Genomic DNA, 19,594 nt, shown 5'->3' on the forward strand with positions numbered 1-19,594 from the left:
GGGCGCTCGGAGGAGGGACCGTAGGCTCCGGCCCGTGGCCCGCGCAGACCTCGACAAGCAGCCGACCGACGTACGACGCATGTTCGACGCCGTGGCCCGGCGGTACGACGTGACCAACGACGTGCTCTCACTCGGCCAGGACCGGCGCTGGCGCCGCGACGTCGTCGACGCCGTCGACCCCGGCGCGGGGGAGTGGGTGCTCGACCTCGCGGCCGGCACCGGCACGTCGAGCCAGCCCTTCGCCGACGCCGGGGCGGTCGTCGTGCCCTGCGACTTCTCCCTCGGCATGCTGCGGGTCGGCAAGCGCGCACGGCCGGCGCTGCCCTTCACCGCCGGCGACGGCACCCGGCTGCCCTTCGCCGACGACACCTTCGACGCCGTGACGATCTCCTTCGGGCTGCGCAACATCGTCGACCCGATGGCCGGGCTGCGCGAGATGCTGCGCGTGACGCGGCCGGGCGGCCGGCTGGTGGTGTGCGAGTTCAGCCACCCGACCTGGACGCCGTTTCGCACCGTCTACCTCGAGTACCTGATGAAGGCGCTGCCCACCGTCGCCCGCGCCGTCTCCTCCAGCCCCGACGCCTACGTCTACCTCGCCGAGTCGATCCGTGCCTGGCCCGACCAGGCGGGTCTGGCCGCCCTGGTCGCCGAGGCGGGCTGGCGGCGTCCGGAGTGGCGCGACCTGACCGGCGGGGTGGTCGCGCTGCACCGCGCGACCGCCTGAGACGTCTCCACCGGGGCCTGTGCCGGGCGTGCTGATTTTGAGAAGCGGTTCGTGCGTTAAATGCGCAGGTCAACGGCGGTGACGGCGGGGCCCCACCCCGAGATGACGGATGTACGGGCGCCGCCTAGACTGGGGGCTGCGCCACTCGTGAAGTGATTCACAAGGTCACATGACGCGGTCATGGACAGAGGTCCCGCGGGGGCGGCTCGACGGAAGGGAACGCACGGCAATGGAGCTCTACACGCCAGTCCTGGCGTTGGCCCTCCTCGCGGCGGGCTTCGCGATCTTCTCGGTGGGCGTCAGCACGCTGACCGGGCCCAAGCGCTACAACCGGGCCAAGCTCGACTCCTACGAGTGCGGCATCGAGCCGACACCGCAGCCCGTGGGCGGCGGCCGGTTCCCGGTGAAGTACTACATCACCGCGATGCTCTTCATCATCTTCGACATCGAGATCATCTTCCTCTACCCGTGGGCCGTGCACTTCGACGCCATGGCGTGGTTCGGGTTGATCGAGATGGTGCTGTTCATCGCCACCGTGTTCGTCGCCTACGCCTACGTCTGGCGTCGCGGCGGCCTGGAATGGGACTGAGGTAATCATGGGACTCGAAGAGAAGCTGCCCAGCGGCGTCCTGCTGACGACCGTCGAGGGGGTCGCCGGCTACATGCGCAAGGCGTCGTTCTGGCCCGCGACCTTCGGGCTGGCCTGCTGTGCCATCGAGATGATGACCTCCGGCGGCCCGAAGTACGACCTCGCCCGCTTCGGCATGGAGGTCTTCCGGGCCAGCCCGCGCCAGGCCGACCTGATGATCGTCGCCGGCCGGGTGAGCCAGAAGATGGCTCCCGTGCTGCGCCAGATCTACGACCAGATGGCGGAGCCGAAGTACGTCCTGGCCATGGGCGTCTGCGCCAGCTCCGGTGGCATGTTCAACAACTACTCGATCGTGCAGGGCGTCGACCACATCGTGCCCGTCGACATGTACCTCCCCGGCTGCCCGCCCCGCCCCGAGATGCTGATCGACGCGATCCTCAAGCTCCATGACCAGGTGCAGGCCACCAAGCTGGGCGTCAACCGCAGCAAGGAGGTCGAGGAGCTGGAGACCGCGGCCCTCACCGCCGTGCCCACCTCGCAGATGAGGGGCCTGCTGCGATGAGCGGCGACAACCGCTCGGGCCGCAGCTCCGACAACCGTCCGAAGGGCGCCGAGGACGAGCGCGTCCGCGGTGAGCAGCCGGTGTCGGTGGCGCCCACCGACGCCAGCCCCCACGTCCGGCAGGACGGTGCCGAGCGCAGCGAGACCCGCGAGGACAAGGTCCGCGCCGCCGGCCTGGTGCCCGACCGCACCACCGTCGAGCAGGCCGTCGGCGTGCGCCACGGCATGTTCGGCGCCCGCGGCACCGGCGACACCAGCGGCTACGGCGGCCTGGTGGCCCCGATCGTCTACCCCGGCACCGCCTCGCGCCCGTACGGCGGCTGGTTCGACGAGGTCGCCGACGCGCTCGAGGCGCGGCTGCGCCAGACCGACCTCGAGGCGGCGATCCACCGGGTCGTCATCTTCCGCGGCGAGATCACGTTCCACGTGCGGCGCCACGACCTCCCGTTCGTCGCCCAGATGCTGCGCGACGACGAGACGCTGCGCTTCGAGCTCTGCTCGGGCGTGAGCGGCGTGCACTACCCCGACGACACCGGGAGCGAGCTGCACGCGGTCTACCACCTGCTCTCGATGACCCACAACCGCCGGATCCGGCTCGAGGTCACCGCGCCCGACGCCGACCCCCACATCCCGTCGCTGGTCAGCATCTACCCGACCATCGACTGGCACGAGCGCGAGACCTACGACATGTTCGGCCTGCAGTTCGACGGCCACCCCGCGCTCACGCGCATCCTCATGCCCGACGACTGGCCGGGCCACCCGCAGCGCAAGGACTACCCCTTGGGCGGCATTCCCGTGGAGTACAAGGGCGGCAGCATCCCGCCGCCCGATCAGCGGAGGACCTACAACTGATGTCGACCACCGAAGATCTCTACGCACAGCCCTCCGACACCAGCCAGGGCAAGGTGTTCACCGTCACCGGCCAGGACTGGGACTCCATCACCCAGGGCCTCGGCGACTCCGCCGAGGAGCGCGTCGTCGTCAACATGGGGCCCCAGCACCCCTCGACCCACGGCGTGCTGCGGCTCATCCTCGAGCTGGAGGGCGAGACGGTCACCGAGGCCCGCTGCGGCATCGGCTACCTCCACACCGGCATCGAGAAGAACATGGAGTACCGCTCCTGGGTGCAGGGCGTCACGTTCTGCACGCGGATGGACTACCTCTCCCCGTTCTACAACGAGGCGACGTACTCCCTGGGCGTCGAGCGGCTCCTCGACATCGAGGACGACATCCCCGAGAAGGCCCAGGTCATGCGGGTCCTGCTCATGGAGCTCAACCGCATCTCCTCCCACCTCGTCGCCGTGGCGACCGGTGGCATGGAGATCGGCGCGCTGACGGTCATGACCGTCGGCTTCCGCGAGCGCGAGCTGGTCCTCGACCTGTTCGAGCTGATCACCGGCCTGCGCATGAACCACGCGTTCATCCGCCCCGGTGGCGTGGCCCAGGACGTCCCGCCCGGTGCCCTCGACGAGATCCGCGACTTCGTCGTGCTGATGAGGAAGCGCCTGCCCGAGTACGCCGCCCTGTGCAACGCCAACCCGATCTTCAAGGCCCGCCTGGAGGGCGTGGGCCACCTCGACCTGGCGGGCTGCATCGCGCTGGGCCTGACCGGGCCGCCGCTGCGCGCCACCGGCTACGCCTGGGACCTCCGCAAGACCCAGCCGTACTCCGGCTACGAGACCTACGACTTCGACGTGCACACGTGGGACACCGCCGACGCCTACGGCCGCTTCCGCGTCCGCCTGGCCGAGATGGACGAGTCGCTGCGGATCGTCGAGCAGTGCGTCGAGCGCCTCGCCGGCCTGGAGGGGGCGCCGGTCATGGTCGGCGACAAGAAGATCGCCTGGCCCAGCCAGCTCGCCATCGGCAGCGACGGCATGGGCAACAGCCTGGACCACATCAAGCACATCATGGGCGAGTCCATGGAGGCGCTGATCCACCACTTCAAGCTGGTGACCGAGGGCTTCCGCGTCCCGCCGGGCCAGGCCTACGTGCCGGTCGAGTCGCCGCGCGGCGAGCTCGGTGCGCACGTCGTCTCCGACGGCGGCACGCGCCCGTTCCGGGCCCACTTCCGCGACCCGTCCTTCACCAACCTGCAGGCGACGAGCGTGATGAGCGAGGGCGGCATGGTCGCCGACGTGATCGTCGCGATCGCCTCGATCGACCCCGTCATGGGAGGCGTTGACCGATGAGCACCCCGATGAGCACCCCGATCAGCGTCCCGGTGACCACCCCGACGGTCATCGACGACACCACCTACGCCGAGCTCCGCGAGATCGCCGCCCGCTACCCCCAGGCGCGGTCGGGCCTGCTGCCGATGCTGCACCTCGTGCAGTCGGTGCACGGCCGGGTGACGCCGGAGGGCATCGAGGCGTGTGCCGAGGTCCTCGGGCTCAGCGCGGCCGAGGTCAGCGGGGTGGCGACCTTCTACACGATGTTCAAGCGCAAGCCGGTCGGCGACTACCTCGTCGGCGTCTGCACCAACACGCTCTGCGCGGTGATGGGCGGCGACGCGATCTTCGACCGGCTCAAGGAGCACCTCGACGTCGGCAACGACGAGACCGCCGAGCGACGACCCCAGGACGCCGCGACCGTCTCCCTCGAGCACATCGAGTGCAACGCGGCGTGCGACTACGCGCCGGTGGTGATGGTCAACTGGGAGTTCATGGACAACCAGACCCCGGAGTCCGCGACGCAGCTGGTCGACGACCTGCGCACCGGCGCCGGCGTCCGCTCCACCCGGGGCCCGAGGATCTGCTCGTGGCGCCAGGCCGAGCGGGTGCTCGCCGGGTTCAACGACGGCCAGGCCGACGAGGGCCCGGCCGGCGGCGCCCCCACGATGCACGGACTCGGCATCGCCCGTGACCGCGGCTGGACGGCGCCCGACCCGGCGTCCGTCCCGGCCCAGCCCCAGGAAGGCGACTCGAAGTGACTGACACCCTGACCCCGGTCCTCACCCGCAACTGGGACGCCGACCGCAGCTGGACCCTCGCCTCCTACGAGGCCCAGGGCGGCTACGCCGGCCTGAAGAAGGCGCTGGCCCCCGAGTTCGGCGGGCCCGACGCCGTCGTCTCGGCCGTCAAGGACTCAGGCCTGCGCGGCCGCGGCGGTGCCGGCTTCCCGACCGGCATGAAGTGGGGCTTCATCCCGCAGGACAACCCCAAGCCGAAGTACCTCGTGGTCAACGCCGACGAGTCGGAGCCGGGCACCTGCAAGGACATCCCGCTGATGATGGCCAGCCCGCACACCCTGGTGGAGGGCGTGATCATCAGCTCCTTCGCCATCCGGGCCAACCAGGCGTTCATCTACATCCGCGGCGAGGTGCTCCACGTGATCCGTCGCGTGCAGCGCGCCGTGCAGGAGGCCTACCTCGCCGGCCACCTCGGCAAGAACATCCACGGCTCGGGCTACGACCTCGACGTCGTGGTGCACGCCGGTGCGGGCGCCTACATCTGCGGCGAGGAGACCGCCCTGCTCGAGGGTCTCGAGGGCCGGCGCGGCCAACCGCGGCTCCGCCCGCCGTTCCCGGCGGTGGCCGGCCTCTACGCCAGCCCGACGGTGATCAACAACGTCGAGTCGATCGCCTCGGTGCCGAGCATCATCGACAACGGTGCCGCCTGGTTCTCCTCCATGGGCACCGAGCGGTCCAAGGGCTTCGGCATCTTCAGCCTGTCCGGCCACGTGACCAACCCGGGACAGTACGAGGCCCCGCTGGGCATCACCCTGCGCACGCTGATCGACCTCGCCGGCGGCATGCGCGGTGGGCGGCAGCTGAAGTTCTGGACCCCGGGCGGCTCCTCGACGCCGATGCTGACCGCCGAGCACCTCGACGTGCCGCTGGACTTCGAGGGTGTCGGCGCTGCCGGCTCGATGCTCGGCACCCGCGCCCTCCAGCTCTTCGACGAGACGGTGTGCGCGGTGCGCGCCACGCTGCGCTGGACCGAGTTCTACAAGCACGAGTCCTGCGGCAAGTGCACCCCGTGCCGCGAGGGCACCTGGTGGCTGGTGCAGACCCTGGCCCGTCTCGAGAAGGGGCAGGGCAGCGAGGCCGACCTCGACCTGCTGCTCGACCAGTGCGACAACATCCTCGGCCGCTCCTTCTGCGCCCTCGCCGACGGTGCGGTCAGCCCCATCCAGTCCTCCATCCAGTACTTCCGCGACGAGTTCGTCGAGCACTTCACCTCCGGCGGCTGCCCCTTCGACCCGGCGGCCTCGACCCTCTTCGCACCGGCAGGAGCATCCGCTTCATGACGACCACCCCCTCGAAGACCGACCTCGTCACGCTGACGATCGACGGCGTCTCGGTCAGCGTGCCGCCCGGCACGCTGGTGATCCGCGCCGCCGAGCAGGTCGGCGTGCAGATCCCGCGCTTCTGCGACCACCCGCTGCTCGCCCCGGTCGGCGCGTGCCGCCAGTGCCTCGTCGAGGTCGCCATGCCCGGGCCCGACGGCTCGATGCGCCAGATGCAGGGCCCGCCCGGGCGCATGAAGCCGCAGGCCTCGTGCACCCTGGTCGCCACCGAGGGCATGGAGGTGAAGACGCAGATCTCCTCCGCTGGTGCCGACAAGGCGCAGCAGGGGATCATGGAGTTCCTGCTGGTCAACCATCCCCTCGACTGCCCGGTCTGCGACAAGGGCGGCGAGTGCCCGCTGCAGAACCAGGCGATGTCCAACGGTCGCGGCGAGTCCCGCTTCGACGGTGTCAAGCGCACCTTCCCCAAGCCGATCAACATCTCCGCGCAGGTCCTCCTCGACCGCGAGCGCTGCGTGCTGTGCGCGCGGTGCACCCGCTTCTCCGAGGAGATCGCCGGCGACCCCTTCATCGCGCTCATCGAGCGGGGCGCCCTGCAGCAGGTCGGCATCTACGAGAAGGAGCCCTTCGAGTCCTACTTCTCGGGCAACACCATCCAGATCTGCCCGGTCGGCGCCCTCACCTCGGCCGACTACCGCTTCCGCTCGCGCCCCTTCGACCTCGTCTCCAGCCCGTCGGTGGCCGAGCACGACGCCTGCGGATCCGCGATCCGGGTCGACCACCGTCGCGGCAAGGTCATGCGCCGCCTGGCCGGCAACGACCCCGAGGTCAACGAGGAGTGGATCACCGACAAGGACCGCTTCGCCTTCGGCTACTCCCGCGCCGCCGACCGCATCACCTACCCGATGGTGCGCGACGACCAGAGCGGTGAGCTGCGCCCGGCGTCGTGGCCCGAGGCCTTCACCGTGGCCGCTCGCGGGCTCCGCGCCGCCGGGGCCGGCGCCGTGCTCACCGGTGGCCGGGTCACCGCCGAGGACGCCTACGCCTACGCCAAGTTCGCCCGGGTGGCGCTCGGCACCAACGACATCGACTTCCGCTCGCGGCCGCTCTCGGCTGAGGAGACATCGTTCCTCGGCGCCCACGTCGCCCTCTCCGGGGGCGTGACGTACGCCGACCTGGAGCAGGCCTCGGTCGTGGTCCTCGCCGGCTTCGAGCCCGAGGACGAGGCCGGCCCGGTCTTCCTGCGCCTGCGCAAGGCCACCCGCGGTCGCACCCGCGTGGTGTCGGTCGCGCCGTACACCTCCCGCGGGCTGGCCAAGCTGGACGGCCGGCTCGTGCGCACGGTCCCCGGCGAGGAGGCCGCAGCGCTGGCTGCGCTCGCCGACGACGGGGTGGTCGCCCTCGACAGCGGCGGCATCATCATGGTCGGCGAGCGCCTGGCCACCTCACCCGGCGCCTACGCCGCGGCCCTGGACCTCGCGGCCACCACCGGTGCCCGGCTCGTCTGGGTGCCGCGCCGCGCAGGCGACCGCGGTGCGGTCGAGGCCGGCTGCCTGCCGACCCTGCTGCCGGGCGGCCGTCCGGTCGCCGACGCGCAGGCCCGGGTCGACGCCGCCGCCGCGTGGGGCGTCGCCTCCGTGCCCGAGCAGGTCGGCCGCGACGCCGACGCGATCGTGGCCGCCCTCCTCGGCGGAGAGGTGGGCGGGCTCGTGATCGGGGGCGTCGACCCCGACGACACCCGCGACCCCGCCGCCACCCGTGCCGCCGTCGCGGCCGCCCGCTTCGTGGTGGCCCTGGAGCTGCGCGAGACCGACGTGACCCGTGCCGCCGACGTCGTCCTGCCCGTGGCCCCGGTCTTCGACAAGGCGGGCACGTTCGTCACCTGGGACGCCCGCACGCGTCCCTTCGAGGCCCTGCTCAGCAACCCCGCGTCCCTGCCCGACCTGCGGGTGCTCTCCGGCGTCGCCGAGGAGATGGGCGCCCCGCTCGGCTTCCGCACCGTCGAGCAGGTCCGCGCCGAGATGATGGCGATCGGCCCCTGGGACGGCGCCCGTCCGGTGTTCGCGCAGAGCAGGCCGACGGCCGCGCCAGCAGGCGCCGGGACCTTCCGGCTCGCCACCTGGAAGCAGATGGTCGACCTCGGCTCCATGCAGGACGGTGTCGACCACCTCCGCGCCACCGCCCGCCGGCCCGTCGCCCGCCTGGGCCAGGCGGCGTACGACGACCTGTTCGGGACGCTCGACCCCGGCGCGGTCCCGCAGGTCACCGTGACCGGTGACCGTGGCGCGGTGACCCTGCCGGTCGTGGTCGCCGACCTGCCCGCGGGCGTCGTGTGGGTGCCCGCCAACTCGTTCGGCAACGGTGTGCTGGCCGACCTCGCCTCCCCGGGGAGCTCGGTCGACGTGAAGGGAGTCCGCGCATGACGATCCCGAGCCTGCTGCTGCCGATGGCGGTCGACGACCTGTCGGCCTTCGGCAAGGACCCGTGGTGGCTGGTCATCATCAAGGCCGTGGTGATCTTCGTCGTGCTGGTGCTGCTCACGCTGTTCAACATCTGGTGGGAGCGCCGCGTCGTCGCGCGCATGCAGCACCGCATCGGCCCCAACGTGCACGGGCCCTTCGGCCTGCTGCAGTCGCTCGCCGACGGCGTGAAGCTGGCGCTGAAGGAGGACGTCATCCCCAAGGCCGCCGACAAGGTGGTCTTCGTCATCGCGCCGGTGATCGCGGTGATCCCGGCGTTCGTGACGTTCGCGGTGATCCCGTTCGGCCCCGAGGTGGGGCTGCCGTTCACCGACCGCACCACCCCGCTTCAGCTGACCGACATGCCGGTCGCGGTGCTGTTCGTGATGGCGATCGCCTCGATCGGCATCTACGGCATCGTGCTCGGAGGCTGGTCCTCCGGATCGACGTACTCCCTGCTCGGGGGCCTGCGCTCGAGCGCCCAGATGATCTCCTACGAGGTCGCCATGGGCCTGGCGCTGGTGGCGGTGTTCCTCTACGCCGGGTCGATGTCGACCTCGCAGATCGTGGACGCCCAGGCCAGCACCAACACCCTGGACGTGCTGGGCCTCGAGGTGCCCGTGCCCGGGTGGTTCGCGCTGATCCTGCTGCCGTCGTTCGTGGTCTACATCATCGCGATGGTCGGCGAGACCAACCGTGCGCCGTTCGACCTCCCCGAGGCCGAGGGCGAGCTGGTCGGCGGCTTCCACACCGAGTACTCCAGCCTGAAGTTCGCGCTGTTCTTCCTCGCCGAGTACATCAACATGGCGACCGTCTCGGCGCTGGCCACCACGCTGTTCCTCGGTGGCTGGCGCGCGCCCTGGCCGCTCTCGATGTGGGACGGCGCCAACGAGGGCTACCTGCCGGTGCTGTGGTTCTTCGGCAAGGTGCTGGTGTTCATCTTCTTCTTCATCTGGCTGCGCGGCTCGCTGCCCCGGCTGCGCTACGACCAGTTCATGGCGTTCGGGTGGAAGGTGCTCATCCCGGTCTCGCTGGTCTGGATCGTGGCCGTGGCCACCATCCGCCTGGCCGCGAGCTCCGAGAGCCTCGACCGCACCTGGGTGATGGCCGCCATCGGCGTGGCGCTGGCGCTGTTCCTGGCGATGTTCTTCCTCGGTGACCGGCCCGATCCCGAGCCCGAGGCCCTGGCCGGGTCCGAGGAGCCCGCCGACGTCTACGCCGGCGGCTTCCCGGTGCCGCCCATGCCCGAGGGCGGCGCCGTCCGTGGCGCCGCCGCCCCGCTCACGTTCCACACGACCACGAGGCGGTCCTCCGTGACCACCGATGGCGAGGAGATCTGATGGCCGACTCTGATTCCAAGAGTCTCAAGGAGCAGTTCTGGGACCCCGTCGCGGGCTTCGGGGTGACGTTCCGGACCATGTTCAAGAAGGTGGTCACCGAGCAGTACCCCTTCGAGAAGCAGCCCACGGCGCCCCGCTTCCACGGCCGGCACCAGCTCAACCGCTGGCCCGACGGCCTCGAGAAGTGCATCGGGTGCGAGCTGTGCGCCTGGGCGTGCCCCGCCGACGCGATCTACGTCGAGGGTGCCTCCAACTCCGACGCCGACGGTGAGCGCTACAGCCCCGGGGAGCGGTACGGCCGCGTCTACCAGATCAACTACCTGCGCTGCATCCTGTGCGGCCTGTGCATCGAGGCGTGCCCCACCCGCGCGCTGACGATGACCAACGAGTACGAGCTCGCCGACAGCAGCCGCGCCGACCTCATCTACGAGAAGAGCGACCTGCTGGCCCCGCTCCTGCCCGGAATGGAGCAGCCGCCGCACCCGATGCGGCTGGGCTCGGACCAGGGCGACTACTACCGCGGGAACTTCTCCACCCAGGGCGCCCCCGAGCAGGAGTCGTCCCCGGGAGGATCGGACTGATGGCCTTCTGGATCCTCGCCCCGCTGATGGTGGTCGCCGCGCTGGGCCTGCTGTTCGTGCGCAAGGCGGTGCATGCCGCCCTGCTGCTGGCTGTCGTGATGATCAGCCTGGCTGTGCTGTACGCCGTGCTGGAGGCCCCGTTCCTCTTCGCGGTGCAGATCATCGTCTACACCGGCGCGATCCTGATGCTGTTCCTCTTCGTGCTGATGCTGATCGGCGTCGACGCCTCCGACTCGGTGGTGGAGACGATCCGCGGCCAGCGGGCCATGGCGGCCGTCGCCGGCCTGGTCCTCGGCTCGGTGCTGGTGATCGGTCTCGCCCAGATCTCGCTCGGCACCGTGGTGGGCCTCGACGAGGCCAACAACGGCGGCAACATCGAGGCGCTCGCCAACGTCCTCTTCAGCCGCTACGTCTTCGCCTTCGAGGCCACCAGCGCGCTGCTCATCACCGCGGCCATCGGCGCGATGGTGCTCGCGCACCGTGAGCGCCTCGAGCCCAAGGAGGGCCAGGCCGCGCTCGCCGCCCGGCGCTTCCAGGACTACGCGACGTCGGGCAAGCACCCCGGCCCGCTGCCCGCGCCCGGCGTCTACGCGCGCCACAACGCCGTGGACACCCCGGCCCTGCTGCCCGACGGCACCGCGTCGGAGGCCTCGGTCTCCCGGGTGCTGGCCGCGCGCGGCACGGTCCGCTCGGCGCCCGCGATGGTCGACGACATCACCGAGGTGCAGCGCCAGCTCGGCGTCGACGCCGCCTCCACCCCGGAGACCAGCGGCAAGGCCGGCGCCACCGCCCACACCGAGGAGGAGGCACGGTGAACGAGTACGTCGTCCTGTCCTCGATCCTCTTCACCATCGGCTGCGTCGGCGTGCTGACGAGGCGCAACGCCATCGTGGTCTTCATGTGCGTGGAGCTGATGCTGAACGCCTGCAACCTGGCGTTCGTGGCGTTCGCCCGCCAGCACGGCAACCTCGACGGCCAGATCGCCGCCTTCTTCGTGATGGTGGTGGCTGCCGCCGAGGTCGTGATCGGGCTCGCGATCATCATGACCATCTTCCGCACCCGCCGCTCGGCCTCGGTCGACGACGCCAGCCTGCTGAAGTACTGAGGTGTCTGCGCACATGTCCATCGCCTTTGAAGAGGCCACCGTCCCGGTGGTCGACCCGAGTGCGGCCGACGGGGTCTTCTCCCTGCTGTGGCTGGTGATCGCGCTGCCGCTGGCCGGCGCGGTCGTCCTGCTGGTCGGTGGCGCCCTCGGCCGGCCCGGCCGCCTGCTCGACCGGTGGGGCCACTACCTCGGCGTCCTCGCCGCCGTCGCGTCCTTCGGGCTCAGCGTCGCCCTGTTCGTCTCGCTCCTGGGACGTGGTGAGGAGGAGCGCCAGATCGGGCAGCACCTCTACACCTGGTTCCAGGTGGGCGGCCTCGACGTCGGCCTCGACCTGCTCTACGACCCGCTGTCGGCGCTGTTCCTGCTGCTGATCACGGGCGTCGGGTCGCTGATCCACCTCTACTCCGTCGGCTACATGGAGCACGACGTGCGCCGCCGCCGGTTCTTCGGCTACCTCAACCTCTTCGTCGCCGCCATGCTGGTGCTGGTCCTGTCGGCGAACTTCCTCGGCCTGTTCCTCGGCTGGGAGGGCGTCGGCCTGGCGTCCTACCTGCTGATCGGCTTCTGGCAGCACAAGCACTCCGCGGCCGCCGCGTCGAAGAAGGCCTTCGTCATCAACCGCGTCGGCGACATCGGCCTCTCGCTGGCCATCGCGCTGATGTTCGCCACCTTCGGCACCACCGACTTCGCCGGCATCAGCGAGGTCGCGGGCGAGGCCTCCGAGGCCACGCTGACCGCCATCGGCCTGCTCCTGCTGCTCGGTGCCTGCGGCAAGTCGGCCCAGGTGCCGCTGCAGGCGTGGCTCCTGGACGCCATGGAGGGCCCGACCCCGGTGTCGGCGCTCATCCATGCCGCGACCATGGTCACCGCCGGCGTCTACCTCGTGGTCCGCGCCAACTTCATCTTCGAGCTCGCGCCCGTCGCGCAGACCGCGGTCGTGGTCGTGGGGGCGGTCACGCTGCTGTGGGGTGCGGTCATCGGCTGCGCCAAGGACGACATCAAGAAGGCGCTGGCCGGCTCGACGATGAGCCAGATCGGCTACATGATGCTGGCGGCCGGCCTGGGCCCCGTGGGCTACGCGTTCGCGATCTTCCACCTGCTCACGCACGGCTTCTTCAAGGCCAACATGTTCCTCGGCGCCGGCTCGGTGATGCACGGCATGAACGACGACGTCGACATGCGCCACTACGGCGCGCTGCGCACCGCGATGCCGGTGACGTTCGCGACCTTCGCCATGGGCTACCTCGCGATCATCGGGTTCCCGGGGTTCTCCGGCTTCTGGTCCAAGGACAGGATCATCGAGACCGCACTGGCCGACAACCTGGTCGCCGGCCTCTGCGCCCTGGCCGGCGCGGGCATCACCGCGTTCTACATGACACGGCTGATGCTGATGACGTTCTTCGGCGAGAAGCGCTGGGAGAGGGACGTGCACCCGCACGAGTCGCCCGCGGTGATGACGGTGCCGCTGGTCGCGCTGGCCGCCCTGTCGGTCGTCGGCGGCGTGCTGGTGCTCGGCGACTGGATCGTCGAGTGGCTCCTGCCGGTGACCGGCGTGGGCGAGCACCACGAGCCCCCGCTGCCGGCCCTCGCGATCACCGCGATCATCGTGGCGGTCGTCGCCGTCGGCGTGGCCGCGGCGTTCCTGCTGGTCGGGCGCCGCGACGTGCCCCGCGAGGCCCCGCGCAACGTCTCCTTCGTCACCCGCGCCGCGCGCGCCGACGTCTACGGGGACGCCTTCAACGACACCTTCGTGGTGCGGCCGGCCGCCGAGCTGGTCCGCGGCCTGACCACCGCCGACCGCGTCGGCATCGACGGGGTCGTCGAGGGTGGCGCCGCCACCATGGGCGGGCTGTCCGGACTCCTGCGCCGGGTCCAGAACGGCTACGTCCGGTCCTACGCACTCTCCCTGCTCGGCGGCGTCCTGCTCGTCGTCCTCGCCCTGATGGCGGTGAACCTCGCATGACCGACTTCCCCTGGTTGACGACCCTGATCCTCGTGCCCCTGGTGGGTGCGGTGGTCACGGCGTTCCTGCCCAGCGGCCCGCGCGAGCCCCTGGCGAAGCAGGTCGGCCTCGGCTTCGCCCTGCTCGCCCTGGTGCCGGCGGTCGTGGTGGCCCTGGACTTCTCCGCGGGCGGCAGCGGCTTCCAGTCCGAGGAGCAGCACGAGTGGATCGGTGCCTTCGGTGCCTACTACGCCGTGGGCCTCGACGGCCTCGGCCTGCTGATGGTGCTGCTCACGGTGGTGCTCGTGCCGATCGTGATGCTCGCCTCCTGGCGCGACGCCGACGAGGGCAACACCAAGACCTTCTTCGCCTGGACGCTGGCGCTGGAGGCGATGAGCCTCGCGGTCTTCACCGCCACCGACGTGTTCTTCTTCTACGTCGTCTTCGAGGCGACCCTCATCCCGGCGTACTTCCTCATCGGCGGCTTCGGCCGCGCCGGTCGCAGCCGGGCGGCCACCAAGTTCCTGATCTACCAGCTGGCCGGCGGCCTGGTGCTGCTGGGCTCGGTCATCGGGCTGTACGTCGTCTCGGCCAACCAGGGCACGCCGTCCTACCTCCTCACCGACCTCGCGGCCCTCGACATCGCCGAGGACACCCAGCGGTGGCTCTTCGTGGGCTTCTTCGTCGCCTTCGCGATCAAGGCGCCGATGTTCCCCGTGCACACCTGGCTGGCCGACACGACCGAGAAGGCGACCCCCGGCACGTCGGTGCTGCTGGTGTGCGTCCTGGACAAGATCGGCACCTTCGGCATGCTGCGGTTCTGCCTGGGGCTGCTGCCCGAGGCCTCGCGGTGGGCGACGCCGGTCGTGGTCGTGCTGGCACTCGTCTCGATCGTGTACGGCGCGCTGGTGGCGATCGGCCAGGACGACATCCTGCGCCTGATCGGCCTCACCTCGCTGTCGCACTTCGGCTTCATCGTGCTGGGCATCTTCGTGTTCTCCGCCCAGGGCGGCAGCGGCGCGATCCTCTACATGGTCAACCACGGCATCGCCACCGCGGCGCTGTTCATCGTGGCCGGCTACCTCATCCGTCGCCGGGGCACCTCGCTGATCAGCCGGATGGGCGGCGTGGAGTCGAAGGCGCCGGTGCTCGCCGGGTTCTTCCTCATCGCCGGCCTCGCGTCGCTCGGGCTGCCCGGCCTGTCGCCGTTCGTCTCCGAGATGCTGGTGATCATCGCCGCGTTCGACCACGCCTGGTGGGCGGGCGCCGTCGCGGTCACCGCGATCGTGCTCTCGGCCGTCTACATCCTGTGGATGTACCAGCGCGCCTTCACCGGCCCGGTGCGCCCCGACGTCGAGGCCGTCACCGACCTCGACCGCCGTGAGGTGGGCACCCTGGCGCCGCTGCTGCTGGCGCTCGTGCTGTTCGGGTTCTACCCGATGCCGCTGCTCGACATCATCAACCCGAACGTCGAGACGACGCTGACACAGGTCGGCGTCACCGACGACGCACCGACCGTGCCCGCCGCTGACAACGACGCGGCCGAGGGGGCCCAGTGAACGAGTTCGTCAAGCCGGTAGTCGACTACTTCGAGCTGTCGCCGCTGCTCATCGTCTTCTTCGCCGCCTGCCTCGGCGTCGTGGTCGAGGCGTTCGTCCCACGGGCGCACCGCTACCTCGTCCAGACGCTGCTCACCGTCGGTGCACTCGTGGGCGCGCTGGTGATGCTGGTCCTCGTGGCCCGCGAGGTGCCGTCGTACGCCGACGGGCAGGCCCGCGGCATCCTGGCGATGAGCGGCACGCTCGCCCTCGACGGCCCGACGCTGTTCCTGTGGGGCCTCATCCTGGTGCTCGCGATCCTGGGGGCGCTCCTCTTCGCCGAGCGCCACCTCGACGGCGGCGTGTCCGCCTTCGCCGGCCAGGCGGCCGCCCTCCCGGGCACCGACGCCGAGCGCACCGCCTCGACCCGCGGCCTCGACCACACCGAGGTCTACCCGCTGCTGCTGTTCGCGGTCTTCGGCATGCTGCTCTTCCCGGCGTCCAACGACCTGCTGACGATGTTCGTGGCGCTGGAGATCCTCTCGCTGCCGCTCTACCTGCTCACCGGACTCGCCCGCCGGCGTCGCCTGCTCAGCCAGGAGGCGGCCCTGAAGTACTTCCTCCTCGGTGCCTTCTCCTCCGGCTTCTTCCTGTACGGCGCGGCGCTGATCTACGGGTTCTCCGGCTCCATGCAGTTCAGCCAGATCAGCGAGGCCGTGCGCAACGACGTCGACAACCGGGTGATGCTGCTGGTGGGCCTGGGCCTGCTGGCGGTCGGCCTGCTGTTCAAGGTGGGTGCGGTCCCGTTCCAGGCCTGGACCCCCGACGTCTACCAGGGCGCTCCGACCCCGGTCACCGCCTTCATGTCGGCCGGCACCAAGGTGGCGGCGTTCGGGGCCATCCTGCGCCTGTTCTACGTCGCCTTCGGTGCCGACCGCTGGTCGTGGCAGCCGATGCTGTGGATCATCGCGATCCTCACCATGGTCCTCGGCGCGGTCCTGGCGCTCACCCAGACCGACATCAAGCGACTGCTGGCCTACTCCTCGGTGGCGCACACCGGATTCATCCTCACCGGCGTGCTGGGCGTGCAGGCCTCCGGCGACCTCAGCAACGGCGAGATCTCCTCGCTGCAGGCCGTGCTGTTCTACCTGGCCACCTACGGCCTGATGACCCTCGGCGCCTTCGCGGTCGTCGGGCTGGTGCGCGACTCCGCCGGCGAGGCGACGACGCTCAGCCGGTGGGCCGGACTGGGCAAGGAGGCCCCGGTCGTGGCGGGCGTGTTCGCCTTCTTCCTCCTCGCCATGGCCGGCATCCCGCTGACCTCCGGCTTCGTCGGCAAGTGGGCCGTCTTCTCGGTCGCCCTCGCCGCCGGCGCCTGGCCCGTCGTGGTCGCCGCCATCGCGTCGAGCATCATCGCGGTCTACCTCTACGTCCGGGTCATCGTGCTGATGTACTTCGACGAGCCGATCGGCGAGGGACCCTCGGTCGTCCGCCCCTCGGTGCTGACCGCGACCGCCATCGCGGTGGGTGCTGCTGCCACCCTGATGCTCGGCGTCCTCCCGGGCCCGCTGCTCGACCTCGCGGCCCGCGCAGGAGAGTTCATCCGGTGACCACCGACCCGCGCCTGGCGGCCGATGCCGGGCTCGCCCTGCCCGTGACGGACCCGGTCCTGGCCGACCGGCTGGCGGTCCGGCTGGTGAAGGTCGAGCAGCAGCTGGCTGAGCACGTCCGCAGCCGGGCGCCGTTCATCACCGAGGCGGCCAGCCACCTGATGGAGGCCGGCGGCAGGCGCTTCCGCCCGCTGCTGGTGCTGCTCGCCGCCGAGGCGGGGGAGACGCCCGACTCGGACGAGGTGGTCCGGGCTGCCTGCGTGGTGGAGCTGACCCACCTCGCCTCGCTCTATCACGACGACGTGATGGACGAGGCCGCGCTGCGTCGCGGCGCCGACTCGGCCAACGCCCGCTGGGACAACCACATCGCCATCCTGACCGGCGACTTCCTCTTCTCGAAGTCCTCGGAGCTGACCGCGGCCCTGGGCGCCGACGCCGTGCTCGTCCAGGCCAACACCTTCACCCGGCTGGTCGAGGGCCAGATCCTCGAGACCGTCGAGCCAGGTCCGGGCGAGGACCCCCTCGGTCACTACCTCGACGTCGTCGCCGGCAAGACCGGCGCCCTCATCGCCACCTCGGCCCGCTACGGCGCCCACTTCGGCGGTGCCAGCCGCGAGGTGGAGGAGGCGCTGACGACGTACGGCGAGATCGTCGGCGCCGCCTTCCAGCTCGGTGACGACATCCTCGACGTGGCCTCGGACTCCACCGCCTCCGGCAAGACCCCCGGCACCGACCTGCGCCAGGGCGTCCCCACGCTGCCCGTGCTGATGGCCAGGGCGTCCACCGACCCCGCCGACGCCCGGCTGCTCGAGCTGCTCGACTCCGACCTCGGCGACGACGCCCTCCACGCGGAGGCGCTGGCACTGCTGCGGCGGCACCCGGCGATGGACGCGGCACGCGCCTACGTCGTGGCCCGGGCCGAGGAGGCCAAGGCCCTGCTGGGGGTCCTGCCGCACGGGCCCGTCCGCGCGGCCCTCGAGGCCTTCGCCGACGTCGTGGCCACGCGCTCCGGCTAAGGGGGCTATGGTCGGGGACAGGCAAGGAGGGCCGATGTCATCTACCGACGACGTCAAGGACGTCGACGCGGCGATCGTCGACGGCAAGGCGCCCCCGTCCCGGTCTCGGCCGCTCGACCGTGACCGGATCGTCGCGACGGCCATCGACCACATCGACGACAACGGGCTCGCCGGCCTGACGATGCGCCGGCTCGGCTCGATGCTCGGGGTCGAGGCGATGGCGCTCTACCGCTACGTCGCCGGCAAGGAGGAGCTCCTCGACGCCGTCGTGGAGCAGCTGGTGGCGACGATGCAGGTCGACGACGAGGTCCCCGACAGACCCGTCGACGGGTGGACCGACTTCCTGATGCGCCTCGCGCACGGCGTGCGTCGCGTGGCCCTGCGTCACCCCAAGGCCTTCCCGCTGGTGGCCTCGCGCCCCCCGGAGGCGCCGTGGCTCCGGCCGCCGCTGCGCAGCCTCGACTGGGTGGAGAAGTTTCTCTCCGCCCTGACCGACGAGGGCTTCACCGACGAGGCCGCCGTGGCGAGCTACCGCGCCTTCAGCAGCTTCCTCCTCGGCCACCTGCTGCTGGAGGTGTCGACCCACGGCGCCGACGTCGGGCCGCTCGACGTGCTCGCGGACGACACCGACGAGCCCGACAGCCTGGCGGCCTACCCCACCGTGCGGCGCTTGCGGAGCGGACTGTCCGAGGACCATGCGGCCGTCGAGTTCGAGGAGGCGCTCGAGGAGCTCCTCGACCGCTTGGCCTTGCTCCGCAGTGAGCAGGCCCCCTCCTGATGCTTCCCCAATTGTGGGGAAATCCGGGGCCTCTGCCCCCTGAGCGAGGACTCTGTACCCCGTGCACGCGATTTCACACAGTTGATCTTTCGGACACGCCGTGATTGCGTTTACGACGTAAAGCCACGACTGCAACGTGGACATGGGTGGGCACTGGGGCCGCGATCGCGGCGCCGAGGAGCCGGTGCGGGTGTGCGACGACGAGCGCCGCCCGGACGCCCGGTGGTCCTCATACGGAAAGAAGGACATTGATGCGACGAAATCTCGAAGACGGGCTCCGTGACGGCTTCAGCACCATTGCGCAGTTCCTGCCGAAGCTGGTGCTGTTCCTGATCATCCTCGTCGTGGGCCTGCTGATCGCCAAGGCGATCGCGAAGGCTCTCAACGCCCTGCTCGAGAAGGTGGGCTTCGACCGCGCCGTCGAGCGTGGGGGGGTGAAGAAGGCGCTGGCGAGCTCCAGCATGGACGCCAGCGACATCGTCGCCAAGCTCATCTACTACACGTTGATGCTGTTCGTGCTGCAGCTGGCGTTCGGGGTCTTCGGTCCCAACCCGATCAGCGACCTGCTGTCGCAGGTCATCACGTTCCTGCCCAGCCTGATCGTCGCGATCATCATCCTCGTGGTCGCCTCGGCGATCGCGGCGGCGGTGAAGGTGCTGGTCGAGGGCACGCTGGGTGGGCTGTCCTACGGCAAGGCGCTGGCCAACGCGGCCTCGGTGTTCATCTTGTTCCTGGGGATCGTCGCGGCGCTCAACCAGGTCGGCGTCGCCACGACCGTGACCACCCCGGTGCTGATCGCGATCCTCGCGACGGTCGCCGGCGTGATCGTGGTGGGTGTGGGCGGTGGCCTCGTGAAGCCGATGCAGCACCGCTGGGAGCAGTACCTCCTCAAGGCCGAGGAGGAGGCTCCCCGCATCAAGGCCCAGGCGGCGTCCGCGCCCAGCGCGGCCGACCAGGCCCGCCAGGCCGCCGGCCAGGCCCAGACCTCGTCGTACGACGGTGGCAGCGGCGTCGGCTCGACAAGCATCGGCGACGCCTCCCCGACCCGTTCGACCGGCGGCACCCACTGAGCGTCGTCTGACTGCGCACAGTGTGGGTAC

Annotated in this window: 18 protein-coding genes; all 18 read left to right on the forward strand. The window is 70.7% G+C overall.

The annotated features are described in order from the left end of the window. The first annotated feature begins 34 nt into the window (after positions 1–34). The 18 genes from QZX64_RS03470 (at position 35) to QZX64_RS03555 (ending at position 19,564) form a co-directional block, all read left to right on the forward strand. Positions 35–724 (forward strand): demethylmenaquinone methyltransferase, encoded by a 690-nt coding sequence (locus QZX64_RS03470; RefSeq protein ID WP_295656996.1) that lies wholly within the window; start codon positions 35–37, stop codon positions 722–724. Positions 725–953: 229 nt separating this feature from the next. After that, positions 954–1,313 (forward strand): NADH-quinone oxidoreductase subunit A, encoded by a 360-nt coding sequence (locus QZX64_RS03475; protein WP_295656997.1) that lies wholly within the window; start codon positions 954–956, stop codon positions 1,311–1,313. A 7-nt stretch (positions 1,314–1,320) separates the two neighbouring features. Next, positions 1,321–1,875 (forward strand): NADH-quinone oxidoreductase subunit B family protein, encoded by a 555-nt coding sequence (locus QZX64_RS03480; protein ID WP_295656998.1) that lies wholly within the window; start codon positions 1,321–1,323, stop codon positions 1,873–1,875. After that, entirely contained in the window at positions 1,872–2,726 is an 855-nt protein-coding gene (locus tag QZX64_RS03485) for an NADH-quinone oxidoreductase subunit C (protein ID WP_366558504.1), read from the forward strand. Before QZX64_RS03480 ends, QZX64_RS03485 begins: the two co-directional genes overlap by 4 nt. After that, positions 2,726–4,066: an NADH-quinone oxidoreductase subunit D gene (locus tag QZX64_RS03490; protein WP_295657000.1), complete on the forward strand. Its 1,341-nt coding sequence runs from the start codon at positions 2,726–2,728 to the stop codon at positions 4,064–4,066. Before QZX64_RS03485 ends, QZX64_RS03490 begins: the two co-directional genes overlap by 1 nt. An 8-nt stretch (positions 4,067–4,074) precedes the next feature. Then, positions 4,075–4,806 carry an NADH-quinone oxidoreductase subunit NuoE gene (gene nuoE, locus QZX64_RS03495; RefSeq protein WP_295657001.1) on the forward strand — a complete coding sequence of 244 codons (732 nt, stop codon included), beginning with the start codon at positions 4,075–4,077 and terminating at the stop codon, positions 4,804–4,806. Then, positions 4,803–6,125, forward strand: coding sequence for an NADH-quinone oxidoreductase subunit NuoF (gene nuoF / locus QZX64_RS03500; RefSeq protein WP_295657002.1), 1,323 nt, complete (start codon positions 4,803–4,805; stop codon positions 6,123–6,125). Before nuoE ends, nuoF begins: the two co-directional genes overlap by 4 nt. After that, on the forward strand, positions 6,122–8,548 hold the full coding sequence (locus tag QZX64_RS03505; protein ID WP_295657003.1) for an NADH-quinone oxidoreductase subunit G: 2,427 nt from the start codon (positions 6,122–6,124) through the stop codon (positions 8,546–8,548). Before nuoF ends, QZX64_RS03505 begins: the two co-directional genes overlap by 4 nt. Then, on the forward strand, positions 8,545–9,924 hold the full coding sequence (gene nuoH, locus QZX64_RS03510; protein ID WP_295657004.1) for an NADH-quinone oxidoreductase subunit NuoH: 1,380 nt from the start codon (positions 8,545–8,547) through the stop codon (positions 9,922–9,924). Before QZX64_RS03505 ends, nuoH begins: the two co-directional genes overlap by 4 nt. Then, on the forward strand, positions 9,924–10,505 hold the full coding sequence (gene nuoI / locus QZX64_RS03515) for an NADH-quinone oxidoreductase subunit NuoI (protein ID WP_295657005.1): 582 nt from the start codon (positions 9,924–9,926) through the stop codon (positions 10,503–10,505). Before nuoH ends, nuoI begins: the two co-directional genes overlap by 1 nt. Next, the gene (locus QZX64_RS03520; RefSeq protein WP_295657006.1) at positions 10,505–11,320 is read left to right on the forward strand and encodes an NADH-quinone oxidoreductase subunit J; all 816 of its coding nucleotides are present in this window, start codon (positions 10,505–10,507) and stop codon (positions 11,318–11,320) included. Before nuoI ends, QZX64_RS03520 begins: the two co-directional genes overlap by 1 nt. Further along, positions 11,317–11,610, forward strand: a complete 294-nt coding sequence (gene nuoK, locus QZX64_RS03525) for an NADH-quinone oxidoreductase subunit NuoK (protein ID WP_295657007.1) — start codon at positions 11,317–11,319, stop codon at positions 11,608–11,610. Before QZX64_RS03520 ends, nuoK begins: the two co-directional genes overlap by 4 nt. Positions 11,611–11,623: 13 nt before the next feature. After that, positions 11,624–13,573: an NADH-quinone oxidoreductase subunit L gene (gene nuoL / locus QZX64_RS03530; protein ID WP_295657068.1), complete on the forward strand. Its 1,950-nt coding sequence runs from the start codon at positions 11,624–11,626 to the stop codon at positions 13,571–13,573. Next, the gene (locus tag QZX64_RS03535; RefSeq protein WP_295657008.1) at positions 13,570–15,111 is read left to right on the forward strand and encodes an NADH-quinone oxidoreductase subunit M; all 1,542 of its coding nucleotides are present in this window, start codon (positions 13,570–13,572) and stop codon (positions 15,109–15,111) included. The genes nuoL and QZX64_RS03535 overlap by 4 nt, the downstream gene beginning before the upstream one ends. Continuing rightward, a complete protein-coding gene (gene nuoN, locus QZX64_RS03540; RefSeq protein WP_295657010.1) occupies positions 15,108–16,700 on the forward strand; it encodes an NADH-quinone oxidoreductase subunit NuoN in 1,593 nt (530 codons plus the stop codon). The genes QZX64_RS03535 and nuoN overlap by 4 nt, the downstream gene beginning before the upstream one ends. Continuing rightward, complete coding sequence (locus tag QZX64_RS03545; RefSeq protein WP_295657012.1) at positions 16,697–17,716, forward strand: polyprenyl synthetase family protein; 1,020 nt, start codon at positions 16,697–16,699, stop codon at positions 17,714–17,716. Before nuoN ends, QZX64_RS03545 begins: the two co-directional genes overlap by 4 nt. Before the next feature lie 34 nt (positions 17,717–17,750). Then, on the forward strand, positions 17,751–18,494 hold the full coding sequence (locus QZX64_RS03550) for a TetR/AcrR family transcriptional regulator C-terminal domain-containing protein (protein ID WP_295657014.1): 744 nt from the start codon (positions 17,751–17,753) through the stop codon (positions 18,492–18,494). A 251-nt stretch (positions 18,495–18,745) separates the two neighbouring features. Continuing rightward, positions 18,746–19,564, forward strand: coding sequence for a mechanosensitive ion channel family protein (locus tag QZX64_RS03555; protein WP_295657016.1), 819 nt, complete (start codon positions 18,746–18,748; stop codon positions 19,562–19,564). The last annotated feature ends 30 nt before the right edge of the window (positions 19,565–19,594 follow it).

This window comes from uncultured Nocardioides sp. (assembly GCF_902805925.1).
GTDB lineage: Bacteria > Actinomycetota > Actinomycetes > Propionibacteriales > Nocardioidaceae > Nocardioides.